8 protein-coding genes are annotated in these 12,249 nt (G+C 46.8%); 6 read left to right on the top strand and 2 right to left on the bottom strand.

Annotation, left to right across the window (positions count from 1 at the left end; translation table 11 throughout):
- The first annotated feature begins 50 nt into the window (after window positions 1-50).
- Together QUA88_RS13360 and QUA88_RS13365 are read left to right on the top strand one after the other, a co-directional pair.
- Window positions 51-1,247, top strand: a complete 1,197-nt coding sequence (locus QUA88_RS13360) for a CapA family protein (protein ID WP_333211724.1) — start codon at window positions 51-53, stop codon at window positions 1,245-1,247.
- Window positions 1,248-2,245: 998 nt separating this feature from the next.
- Complete coding sequence (locus QUA88_RS13365; protein ID WP_333272095.1) at window positions 2,246-2,866, top strand: transcriptional regulator; 621 nt, start codon at window positions 2,246-2,248, stop codon at window positions 2,864-2,866.
- 550 nt (window positions 2,867-3,416) lie between these two features.
- Here QUA88_RS13365 and QUA88_RS13370 read toward each other — a convergent pair.
- Together QUA88_RS13370 and QUA88_RS13375 are read right to left on the bottom strand one after the other, a co-directional pair.
- Complete coding sequence (locus QUA88_RS13370; RefSeq protein WP_333211720.1) at window positions 3,417-5,345, bottom strand: penicillin-binding protein 2; 1,929 nt, start codon at window positions 5,343-5,345, stop codon at window positions 3,417-3,419.
- Window positions 5,346-5,640: 295 nt separating this feature from the next.
- A complete protein-coding gene (locus QUA88_RS13375) occupies window positions 5,641-6,216 on the bottom strand; it encodes a hypothetical protein (RefSeq protein ID WP_333055768.1) in 576 nt (191 codons plus the stop codon).
- 337 nt (window positions 6,217-6,553) lie between these two features.
- Between QUA88_RS13375 and QUA88_RS13380 the strand changes: the two genes are divergently transcribed.
- The 4 genes from QUA88_RS13380 (at window position 6,554) to glgB (ending at window position 11,829) form a co-directional block, all read left to right on the top strand.
- Window positions 6,554-6,748: a serine protease gene (locus tag QUA88_RS13380; RefSeq protein WP_333055767.1), complete on the top strand. Its 195-nt coding sequence runs from the start codon at window positions 6,554-6,556 to the stop codon at window positions 6,746-6,748.
- 344 nt (window positions 6,749-7,092) lie between these two features.
- Window positions 7,093-7,335, top strand: a complete 243-nt coding sequence (locus QUA88_RS13385) for a hypothetical protein (RefSeq protein ID WP_333211717.1) — start codon at window positions 7,093-7,095, stop codon at window positions 7,333-7,335.
- Between the two features lie 532 nt (window positions 7,336-7,867).
- On the top strand, window positions 7,868-9,301 hold the full coding sequence (locus tag QUA88_RS13390) for a transposase (protein ID WP_333055766.1): 1,434 nt from the start codon (window positions 7,868-7,870) through the stop codon (window positions 9,299-9,301).
- Window positions 9,302-9,534: 233 nt separating this feature from the next.
- Window positions 9,535-11,829, top strand: a complete 2,295-nt coding sequence (gene glgB / locus QUA88_RS13395; RefSeq protein ID WP_333055765.1) for a 1,4-alpha-glucan branching enzyme — start codon at window positions 9,535-9,537, stop codon at window positions 11,827-11,829.
- Window positions 11,830-12,249 lie beyond the last annotated feature (420 nt).

The raw sequence follows: 12,249 nt of genomic DNA on the forward strand, positions 1-12,249 counted from the left end.
TTGCGATTATTAATGATACCATAAACACGATAAATTACTATAGATAAATTATGAAATTTCCCCCGACGCTCTCGGTAATAGCTGCATTGTTAATGGCTAGCTGCAATATCCAAACGCCACAAACCAACACACAGCCTACAGAAAGTCGCTCGCCAATAGCAACCCCTGTTCCCCCCCAACCCAAGTCTGAGATCAAAGAAGCAAAACTAATTGCTGTCGGCGACATCATGATGCACAGTACCCAAACGCGATCGGGCTACGACGCAAAAAAGCAAACATACAATTTTGACAATTTCTTCGCACCAGTTAAAAGTATCCTGTCAACAGGCGATTGGGTAATCGGAAATCTCGAAACACCTTTAGCGGGCTCCGATGCGGGCGGATATACGGGATATCCGCTATTTAACGCACCGGCTCAATTAGCGGATGCTGCTAAAAAAGCCGGATTTAATATCTTGACAACAGCGAACAATCATGCTTTAGATCGTGGAGAAAAAGGGGTAATTAGGACGATCGCCAATCTGAGCGATCGCAAAATTGCTGCCATAGGAACAGCCACATCAGCCGCCGCAGCCGATCGCACTTTTATCAGCACCAAAAACAACATTTCACTAGCCAAGCTAGCCTACACCTACGGCACAAACGGCATTCCCATACCCAAAGGCAAAGATTACTTAGTTTCCCTAATCGACGAAAAAAAGATAGTCAAAGACATAGCCAAAGCCCGCAAACAAGGAGCAGATATTATCGCAATTTCCCTGCATTTTGGCGACGAATATCAGCGCCAGCCAAACCCCCAACAAAAACAATTAGTTGAAAACCTATTAAAAGCCGGTGCAGACATCATTCTAGGCAGCCATCCCCACGTCGTCCAACCTTACAAAATTTTTAATTTTCCCGGCAAAAATGGCAAAACCCGCAAAGCTGTAGCCATTTATTCAATGGGAAACTTCATTTCCGGTCAGAATAAAAAATATACAGACTTAGGCGTGATTTTGCAAGTAAATATTCGCAAAAAATTTCCCGAAAAAACCACAGAAATTACCGATGTAAAAACACATCCTACTTGGGTACACCGCTATACTCAGAACAATAAAACTAACTATCGCGTTTTGCCCTTAGAAACAACAGTCAGCCAGAAAAAAGATGCACTGCTAGCAACTTCACAGTATCCTGTTTTAGCAAAATATTTGCAGGATATGAACAATCATCTTAATTCTTTAAATAAACCTCAAGATAACAAGTAATCCCTCCCTCAAGCAGGGCAGGGCGGTTTCATTCTCGCGAAAATCCCGATTTTGACTCTTGTAGTGCCAAGAATGCCTACCCCTAGAGACGACTTCACAGGCGTTTGAGACATGGGGGCTGCCACTCTTTGCTGCCCCTACAAGAGAATGAAACAGCCCTGATATCTGCAGTGAAAAAAGAGAATGTATTAACCGCCCCGGACAAGGGATTGACGCCCATTTACCCAGAGGTCGAGAATAGATAGATGAATAATTTCGATGCTAACAGATTTGATATTACCCGAAATTAGGACACCGCACTGCCGTTTCCCTACAATTAAGCTGTCGCGCATTTAAATTGTATATTCGGGACGGGCTAGAAGCCCATCCCACAATAAATAGAGTGATTTTTGACACACAATTTAAATGGAGAACTTAACCGGGCAATGATTATATCCGATCGCGCGATCGCCCAGAACTCCGCAAGATTATGATGGAGTTATTTTGTATAATTCTCGCCGTGATAGCCAACTATTCCTGACGCTAAAACACGAGCGTCGAAAGTAAACTTGTCCCTCAATTTGAGTACAATTTTCCACCTTGATTCCCGGCAAGTCTAATGGATAGTCTAAATGAAAATTCATCACTCTAACTGTATTGATTGCTATATTTTACGCCCTAAACTCAGAAGAGCCTTTCCTTTTGCCTCCTGCCTCCTGCCTCCTGCCTCCTGCCTCCTGCCTCAAAACTCCAACTTCTAGCTTGGCTGTAAAAGTGAGATGCTCCCTACATACCTTCGTGCTCTGGTGCGATCGGGCGATCGACAAAATTGCTGTAGGGAAAGCGCACTACCGTTTCCTGACTGCCGTTTCCTTACGCGCAGTTTTTTTAAAGTCGCATAAATTTTCAGTAAATACCGATCTACACACTCGCCAAACCCAAAGTTAAAATATAACCAATAAAAAATAGCTCCTCCTAGCTGTTTTTTTGTCCAGCTAAATATCAGGGAGTGCATCTACGTGTCAATAAATAAAACGCTCAAAGGCAGAGCCACTACACCTGCCCCAGGTTTTACCATGATTGAGCTATTGATAATTATTTTAATCATAGGAATATTTTGTGCGATCGTCGCCCCCTCTTGGCTAATGTTTATCAACAACCACCGTTTAAAGGTATCGCTCGATCGGGCTTATTGGGCAATGGAACTTGCCCGCAGCAACGCCAAACGATCCAAAATTTCATGGCAAGCCAGCTTCAAACAAGTAGGAGAAAACGTACAAGTAGCAGTCCATCCAGCCGACATTCCCCCAGCCCAAATACCAGCCAGTCAATGGAAAAACCTAGAACCGCAAATTCAAATAGATCCAGATGAAACAACAGTGCTCCAAGTAAATGACAGCAACGAGCAAAAAACAAACGGCACAATCCGGCGCGTCATGTTCAACCACAGAGGTTGCCCCGTATCTCGAAGCGACCACGACTGCACGCTAACGAGTATAAGAGCCAAAGGAACCCTAACACTATATCATCCCAATTTAAGAAACAGCCAACGCTGCATCATCATCTCCACTCTCCTAGGACATAAACGCACCTCCCAAAGACAATCAAAACCCAACGACAACAAAAGATATTGTTACTGACAGGGCGCTCAATTATTTTGGGCTAGGGAAACGGCATTACCGCGTCGTCAATAGCCTTGTTGTCGATGCTTATATTCGATGTCAATTCTTGACGCAATATCTCCGATCTAACTCACGCCCAGAGTACCATTCTCGCTTAACAGGCTTTTCGCCCTGTTCCGCAAAGAGTGAATTTTCTTGTGGAACAGGCAGAAAAGCCTGTTCATAAAAGGCTTATTGAGAATGGTGCAACATCTCAGATACAGCATATTCCAGGTTCATGAAGTACACACAATCTTGTAGTAAGGATCGCGAATTAAATAACTTACAATTTTAATTTTTATTGTGGAATGGGCGTCCCGCCCGTCCAAAAAGGACGGGCGGGACGCCCATCCCACTTTCAAGAGTGGGAGTTATTTAATTCTCATTCCTAAGTAAGGTGCGGATACACCCGTCAATCTGCAAGTTCTATTTAAAAGGTCGCAGATCCGCACCCTACATATTAAAATCACACAACATAAATATAGCGGCTACTTTACTTCATCAACCACCGAATATGCTGTATAATCAACTACTTCTTACTCGGCGCAATTTTCTCAATAGAAATCAGCGCCTCCATCACCGACTCCACAATCGGCGCCGCCACCGTACCCCCCGAAGAACCCTCCTTCGGCTCATCAATCACCGCCAAAACCACATACCGAGGAGCCTCCACAGGCATGATCCCCACAAAGCTAGTAATAATCGCCTTGTCAGAATAACCCCCACCAGCATTAGCTTTTTGAGCCGTGCCCGTTTTTCCAGCAATCCGATACCCAGGAATTTGTGCAGCTTTCCCCGTACCGCCATCAACCACAGTTTCCATCATTTCTAACACCTGCTTAGTAGTTTCCGGCGAAAAAACCTGCTTTGGAACCGGCCTCGGAAGCTTCCAATAAGCTTCACCTTCCCTATCAAAAAGTCCCCGCACAACGTGAGGAGTCACCAACTTGCCACCATTAGCCAAAGCGCCGTTAAGCTGCACCAACTGCATCGGAGTAATCGAAAAACCTTGCCCAAAAGCCGTAGTAGCAACTTCCACAGGAGAGTTAATAAATTGCTCTCGATTTTTAAGTTGACTGCTTACTTCAAAAGGCAAATCAGTTCCTGCTGTTTGTCCGAGTCCAAGTTTTTCTAAAGCTTGATAGTAAAGAGAAGGTTTCATGGTTCTCATCATGTGCACCATCCCCACATTACTAGAATGTTTCAAAATCTCAGTAACAGTCGAAGGGCCGCGCGCGCCTGCTCTTTGGTAATCGGAATTTTGGATAGTCCAAGGATTCATGTAAATCCGACCTTCATCGTTAAACACAGTATTAGGTTTCACCGCACCCGCTTCCAGAGCGATCGCCACATTAATCGCTTTAAAAGTCGAACCAGGCTCATAAACATCAGTTACAGCCCAATTTTTATAGCGCGACAAATCGAAATTAAAATATTGATTCGGGTCATAAGAAGGTTCCGCCACAACTGACAGCAATTCCCCGTTACTGGCATCCATCACAATCACTGTGCCCCGCTTCGCATCGTGTTGCTTCATTTTTTCCTTGAGGGCACTTCGGGCCGCCCGCTGCAAGCGACTGTCGATCGTCAATTGCAATTTCAAGTCATCAAGCTGCACAAATCCCGCCGTCAGCCGATCGGGAACCCAATTCCCATTGCTCGACCTGCTAAACTGAATCGACGGCATCGATCGTTCCAACAAATTCTGCTGGCTGTATTCCACCCCAGCTTGTCCCTTCCGTTCCCCATCCACATAACCGAGGATATCCGCCGCCAACTCCTGCTGTGGGTAAAAACGCTGCTGCTGACGCAGCAACTCCAAGCCATCCACCAGACTCTCTTTAATTTGCATCCCAGCGACGCGATCGGCAACCTCTTGAGGTAGAGACTCCGCAATTGTAATACCGCTTTCAGCAAGATTAAACCTACGTATCAATTCAGTTTCCGACGTAGTGCCCGGAGTCAGTTCGATCGCCAGCATCGGAGCCAACTTAGCAGCAATTTCCGCCTTCGAGTGGTTAAATAACTTCGGGTGAGCGTAGAGCGTGTACACCTGTCTGTCGATCGCCAAAACATTTCCTGCGCGGTCAATTATCGGGCGTCTCGGTACAAACGGCTTCGTTTTGAGAGTTTGCTGCTGAAGAGCTTGTTTACGCAGCGCCGGAGCTCGCGTCACCTGCAAATAAAACAAATTCACAGCCAGCCCCAGCCCCCCCAGCATCAACACCGCCCACACCGCCCACAAACGGAACTTGCTGCGCTTTAAACGCTCCACCGGTCGCCCCCAAGATGCAGCCGTCTGTTGTGGCGATCGGCCGAAACTGCCGGAATCTCTAGGTTTTGCTGATTTTTTCCACCCAGTACGCGCGGCGAAGCTATCCCGTAGGGAATCGCCCGCCTGTTTTGTGCGTTTGAAATTCGGCGATCTGTAGCGGTCAAAACGGGGGTCGTAGCTCATGGCATTAAAAATTCAATAGCAAGTTAGAGCGTTGTATAATTGATAATTTATAACTTAAATCTTAAAATATAAAATTCACGGCTTGGGAATGAGCAGTCCCTATCAGGGTTTGGATCGCACCTAAAGTTGCATTCTGTTTTTTGAAGTGGTCTTAATTATTTTTAATCTGTAACTTCCGGTGGGAAACTGAAAATCGATCGCGACTTGGAAAAAAGTCAAAAAGGAAATTAGAGCCTCAAATTCTCATGCCCTCGGACACTCATGCCCGGAGGGCGCTCTCCGCTTTGACACAGGTTTAATAGCCCAGCGGTGTTTCCACACCGGCTCGATTCTGGAGAGCGGGCTCAGAATTTGGTGCCGCAACGGGCGATCGAGTTTCAGGGGCCGGCTGCAAGAAAATCGTGTCCCCAGGATTCTGCGGAGCCAAACCGGTTTCGGGATTTTGGGCTTCTTTAGCAAGTTGGTGTTTCAAGACTTCACTAGAAGCACTCAATTGTTGTTCCCGGAGGCGCAGAGTTTCCAGTTTTTGATACTCCTGACTCCAGCGCTGCTCGCCGTAAACTGTCAAGCCGTAGAGACTCAGAGCACCGCCCAAAAGCATAACTGCTACCACTGAGGAGGCGCGCTGTGCCTGCAGGAGCGAGCGCAACCACACTGGCTGCTGCTGGCGATTGGGCAAGACTTTCAGCACCGATGCGGACTGCCGAACCTGAGCCTGTTCGTCTGCTGGCGAGTAGTTGGGCAATACCGGCCCTGTCTTCGCCCGCCTAGCTTTGGCAATAGAAGTAACTTTGCTTTTGGCTGGGCCAGCAGCGGGCTTGCGGGTCGATCGGGAGCGGGGAGAATCCGGGGATCTGATAGCAGCGGTCATAAAGTTCACCAATACGTAAAGTGGGGTAGCTTCAGCTTGATTGAGGTTAAGAGTTTTTTGTCTCCCAGAGCGCCAGTAGTGGCTATCTGCGTTCGATCGGTTATCCTTACCAAGGATACCTCACAAGCCAACCAACCCATCCTACCACTGGTCTCTTTGACTTCAGGATTTGCCAAAAAAAAGAAATCTTTGCTGGTTAGCGATAATCTATGTGAAATTTATTAATAAATGCAGTATTGTAATCAACGAGCGAATCGTTGAGCTATTCGTGCCAGCATTGTTTCTCAAGTACACTCTTCCCTTCCTTGCGATGGGTTTTCAATCTTAAGGAGTTTTTATGAACAAAGGATTAATTCGTTTGACTTTGGTCGTGGGCTTGGCAGCAGCCCTCGGCGCCTGCGGAGGAGATACCACCACCCCCAGCTCCCCTAGCCCCTCTCCGGGCGCTGGCACTACTAATCCTCCTGTTTCTTCTCCATCTCCAAAGGCTACTCCAACTACTAGCCCTGCCCCTGCTCCTAAAAAGCCCTAACTAGGGCTATCTCGGAGTTGGTTCCCAACGAGCCTAGCCTCCAGGTGAAAAATCGTTCGCTCCTCGCATTTTTTCATCTCATAGGTCTAGGTCTCAAGTTGGGTGTTAGTGATTCTCTGCTGCTTTTACTAAAGTTCAGTACGTCCCGTTACCGCAGCAAAGTCCGCTGATTCGCTGCGTTACAGGAGCATTCCCTTTCAAGTAGAAAATTTGACCAATAATTTCTTGATGGTACCGGCCACGTGATTTATCCGTGGAATCAATCCAAAATCCTTGCAGCCTCAAGCCCCCGGATTTATCCGTGGTGTCAATTCTTTAATCTAAAATCTAAAATCTAAAATCGAATGACTCCCGGCCTGCACCTTTTGAAACTCAAGCCTGTGACAGGATGTTTGAGGACATTGCCAGTGCTGCTGCTTCAACTGAATATCAACCGGAGGCAAGCGAGACTCGACGCAAATTTTGCACTCTATGGAGTCTCGCTTGCCATCCCCGCCGCTGTGGCCCGCAGACGAGAGGAAAGCAAGCAGAGACTTGGATGCTCGAAGACTGAGTCCTTTAGCTTTGATTCCTCAATACCGAGTTAAGCATCCTTCGCCGTTTGAGCGTATTGCCCAAATTTACGGACTTTGTGGGGAAACCCCGCCTCCGAGATGTGAAAGTCTACCGATCGGGCGATGCTCCCTGCCTGAAAATTCCAGGTAAACTATTAACTGCTCCCCAACACTTACAGGGTTGACCCTCCGGGAGTCGCCAATCGACAAGAGTTTAATAAAAACTCCCGATCACATATAAAAAAATAAGTCAAGGATATTTGGGAAAAAATATAAATTTTTCAATTTGTTTGAACTACCAGCCGGGAAGTCCCTCGGTATATTTAGAGGGGACACATCTGAGCGCTGCGCGAAGTACCCCGTTGGGAATTACGCCCGCGTGATGGAAAGAAGCGTCGGGTGGAGGGACGGAAACCGACAATTAGACTTAGCCACTATGAATTAATCTTCGGAAGTATCTTGATTTTCGATGTACTTCCTAAGTGTTGAAATGGTAATCTTTGGTGTGGCATTTTGGACATACACAAACTATACTATGCAAAGGTCGAAAAAAGAAAGTTAAAAAATGCAACTCACTTACAAATACCGCCTCAAACCCACAAAAGCCCAACTAACAACGATGGTGGCTCACCTAGAGCTCTGTCGTCGGCAGTACAACTACCGACTTGGCGATAGATTTAGGTGGTGGTCAGCCACGAGAACACCTATCAACGCCTGCCCCTTGATTGTTTCGATAGTCCCGATTGAGGAAATTTATCAAAATATTTCTTTGACGAGAGTGCAAACTAGGGATGGTAGAAAAAAGGATGAGTCAGGCAATCCTCTAACCAGGAAAGGTGATGTTTTCTCGAACATTGAAGGCGGATATGTACAGTGGCAAACCATACAACTGGCTGACCTGAAAAACACAAAAAAGTTATTCCCTGATTATAAAGTGTTAGATTCGCAGGTCTTGCAAGATGTCGTCAACAGGGTGGAAACTTCCTTTTCAAATTTCACCACGCCGGACACAAATGGCAATCGTAGAGGCAAGCCCAGATTCAAAGGGCTTCATTACTACAAATCTTTCACTTATCCTCAACTAGACAATCTTGATATTGTCAAGGACGAGGAAAATAGGATTTGTATTGACCTCGCAAAAATAGGTCAAGTACCTATGGTTTTCCACCGTCCAATACCAACAAGGTTCACAGTTAAGACGGGAACAGTTATCAGAGAAGCTGATGGGTGGTATATCTCCCTGACGCTAGAAGATAAAACAGTTCCCGTAACGGTTGCAGAAATTCAACCGACGGTCGAAAATACTGTTGGCATCGATATGGGAATCACTAATTACGTCTATCTTTCCAATGGCGAGAGAGTTGAGAATCCTAGGTTTTTGAGGAATTCTGCCCAGAAATTGGCAAAACTTCAAGCGAAGTTAGCTAATAGAGTCAAGGGTTCTAAGCCTTGGAAGATTATCAAGGACAAGATTTCCCAACTCCATCAGTTTGTAGCTAGATCCCGATTAGATTTTCAGTTTAAAACTGCACATGAGCTATTCGGTAAATGTGAGGTTTTAGTTGGTGAAGACTTGAGTGTCAAAAATTTAACTAGACGTGCCCAGCCCAAGACAGATGTTGAAAATGGTAATTTGGTTTATTTGCCGAACGGTCAGTCAGCTAAAAGTGGCTTGAATAAATCCATGCTTGATGCTGCTCATGGGCAATTCGCCAGCGTCCTAAAATATGTCGCCTGGAAATTGGGTAAAAGCATTTTGTTTGTCTCTCCAAGAGGAACTTCTCAACATTGCTGGAATTGCCTCAACAAAGTACCGAAAGAATTGTCGGAGCGCTGGCATTCTTGTCAATGCGGAGAATCTTTGGATCGAGATAAAAACTCAGCTAAGCTTATAAAGAGAATTGGTCTAAGTTACGAAAGTGGCGGGGGAACTCCGTCACTCAAAAAAGCCTTTGAAAAAAAGGAAAAAGAAGCCGGCGGTCTAACTGTACTCAGTTGACCGTCAGGTTCGTTCACTATTTCTATACTTAGATGTTAGCAGTAAAACCCCAGCTCGGCCGTCGGCAAGGCAACAGCCTGCTGTGTGTGCAAGGACGCGCGCTGGATCTGCAGCAGTCAAGATCGTGCTAATCAGTGGTAGGATCAGCAATCAAAAATGTATCGAAATGTAAAGTGCAGCGCCGCTCTAGGTTTTGAAAGCCATTTAGTTAAAAGATTGAGGTAAGTAGTTTTATGCCCGCGACCGTCCCCTTTGAACAGATTGACCGCATTGTTTGGAATCAGCACCACGATCCATTTGAAGTGCTAGGCCCTCATGCGATCGAAGAAAATGGCAAAAAAGTCTGGGTCGTCCGAGCTTATCTGCCGAATGCGGATGCGGTATCCGTAGTTTTGCCGGAGGCCAGGGCCCAATACCCGATGAAATCAGAGCATCACCCTCACTTTTTTGAATGTACGATCGACACCCCAGAACTAGCAAACTATCAATTGCGGGTCAAAGAAGGGGAACACGAGCGCTTCATCTACGATCCCTACGCCTTTCGATCGCCCAAACTCACAGAATTCGACCAGCACCTATTCTCAGAAGGCAATCATCACCGGATTTATGAAAAATTGGGGGCGCACCTCACCGAAGTAGACGGCATCACAGGAGTATATTTTGCCGTTTGGGCCCCGAATGCCCGCAATGTCTCTGTTTTAGGAGATTTCAACTATTGGGACGGCCGCAAACATCAAATGCGGAAATCGCAAAACGGCATCTGGGAATTATTTATTCCGGGACTATCCGTGGGAACTTCCTACAAATACGAAGTGAAAAACCAAGACGGACATCCCTACGAAAAGTCCGATCCTTACGGTTTCCAGCAAGAAGTGCGGCCCAAAACAGCATCAATTGTCACCGACTTAGATACCTACACTTGGCACGACAGCGCTTGGATCGAAAAGCGGCGGCACACAGACCCACTGACGCAGCCGGTTTCGGTTTACGAATGCCACATCGGTTCTTGGCTGCACGCCGCTACTGACGAACCCGCCGTGCTACCAAATGGGGAAATACAACCCGCCGTGCAGGTTTCGGAACTCAATCCGGGGGCGCGCTTTCTGACTTACCGGGAATTAGCCGATCGGCTGATACCATACGTCAAAGATTTGGGATTCACCCACATCGAAATGCTGCCCATCGCCGAACATCCTTTCGACGGTTCTTGGGGCTATCAAGTCACCGGTTATTTCGCCCCAACTTCCCGCTACGGCACACCTGAAGATTTCATGTATTTTGTTGACCAGTGCCACGCCAACGGCATTGGCGTACTGGTGGACTGGGTACCGGGACATTTCCCCAAAGACGGCCACGGCTTGGCTTTCTTTGATGGAACTCACTTGTACGAACACGCCGACTCCCGCAAGGGCGAACACAAAGAGTGGGGAACCCTAGTATTTAACTACGGCCGCAACGAAGTGCGGAATTTCCTAGTATCAAACGCTCTGTTCTGGTTTGACAAGTACCACATCGACGGGATTCGCGTAGATGCCGTAGCCTCGATGCTTTATTTGGATTACTGTCGCGAACCTGGAGAATGGCTGACCAACCAGTACGGGGGCCGGGAAAATATCGAGGCTGCAGATTTTCTGCGTCAGGCGAATCACGTCATTTTTAGCTATTTCCCAGGTGCGCTGTCGATCGCCGAAGAATCTACCTCTTGGCCGATGGTATCTTGGCCGACCTATGTAGGGGGTTTGGGCTTCAACCTGAAGTGGAACATGGGTTGGATGCACGATATGCTCGACTATTACCACATGGACCCGTGGTTCCGCCAGTTCCACCAGAACAACATAACTTTCAGTATGTGGTACAACCACAGCGAGAATTTCATGCTGGCTTTGTCCCACGATGAAGTAGTGCACGGCAAAGCCCACATCATCGGGAAAATGCCAGGAGACGAATGGCAAAAGTTTGCAAACGTGCGGTGTTTGTTTACTTTTATGTTTACTCATCCCGGAAAGAAAACGATCTTTATGGGGATGGAGTTCGGCCAGTGGCACGAGTGGAACGTTTGGGGGGATTTGCAGTGGCAGTTGCTGCAATTCGAGCCGCACCAAAAGTTGAAGCTGTTTTTTAAAGATTTGAACAATTTGTACCGCAGCGAAACGGCACTTTACAGTCAAGATTTTGCTGAGGATGGGTTTGAGTGGATTGATTGCAGCGACAACCGACACAGTGTCGTGGCATTTGTGCGCCGAGAGAAGGATGGCGACGAGTTTGTGGTGACAGTATGCAATTTTACCCCGCAGCCGCACTCTCACTATCGCGTAGGAGTGCCGGAACCTGGTTTCTATACGGAGTTGTTTAACAGCGACGCGCGGGAATACGGCGGCAGCAATATGGGGAATTTGGGAGGCAAGTGGACTGAGGAGTGGTGGTTCCACAACAGTGCTTATTCGATCGACTTGTGTTTGCCACCTTTGGGGGTGTTGATCTTAAAGCTCGATCGGGCAAAAACAACAGCAAAATCTCAACAGTTTTAAGTTGGGAGTGGTGATAGTTTTGAGTTAAGAATCAAAGCTTTATTAAACCTAAAGCTTTGAGGGTATTTAGAAACCCGGTTTTTTGGACAAACCGGGTTTTTTCTGTTTTGTTGTTGCGAAAAAAGGAAGTTCTGCAACGGATTCGCTTTCTTAGGATTTAAGGAGTTTAATATTAATTCCGGTGTGCGATTCGTTTAGCCTAAATGGATAGGTTCTCCTATCCAGGGACGGTTAGCCTGACTCCGCTGCGAGTTAGTGATAACTGATTACACTTCTGGGTGAGACGTTAAGTCAAGTCCCAGTCCGCAGGTGCAGCGGTAAAAGCATATCCCCTATTTTGTTAGGTAGCAACTAACAGGATAAAGCGGGGATAAAAGGCAGAAAGACTCTTAGCCAAATGGAGTAGCTGTCGAGCTAGAA

Origin of the sequence: Microcoleus sp. D3_18_C2, assembly GCF_036702395.1 — a bacterium.
Taxonomy (GTDB): Bacteria; Cyanobacteriota; Cyanobacteriia; order Cyanobacteriales; family Microcoleaceae; genus Microcoleus.

What these genes read in the sequence shown, in the direction of transcription:
- QUA88_RS13375 (WP_333055768.1), bottom strand. Translation starts at nt 6,216, where the DNA reads ATGACCGCTGCTATCAGATCCCCGGATTCTCCCCGCTCCCGATCGACC.
- glgB (WP_333055765.1), top strand. Translation starts at nt 9,535, where the DNA reads ATGCCCGCGACCGTCCCCTTTGAACAGATTGACCGCATTGTTTGGAAT.
- QUA88_RS13385 (WP_333211717.1), top strand. Translation starts at nt 7,093, where the DNA reads ATGACTCCCGGCCTGCACCTTTTGAAACTCAAGCCTGTGACAGGATGT.
- QUA88_RS13390 (WP_333055766.1), top strand. Translation starts at nt 7,868, where the DNA reads ATGCAACTCACTTACAAATACCGCCTCAAACCCACAAAAGCCCAACTA.
- QUA88_RS13360 (WP_333211724.1), top strand. Translation starts at nt 51, where the DNA reads ATGAAATTTCCCCCGACGCTCTCGGTAATAGCTGCATTGTTAATGGCT.
- QUA88_RS13370 (WP_333211720.1), bottom strand. Translation starts at nt 5,345, where the DNA reads ATGAGCTACGACCCCCGTTTTGACCGCTACAGATCGCCGAATTTCAAA.
- QUA88_RS13380 (WP_333055767.1), top strand. Translation starts at nt 6,554, where the DNA reads ATGAACAAAGGATTAATTCGTTTGACTTTGGTCGTGGGCTTGGCAGCA.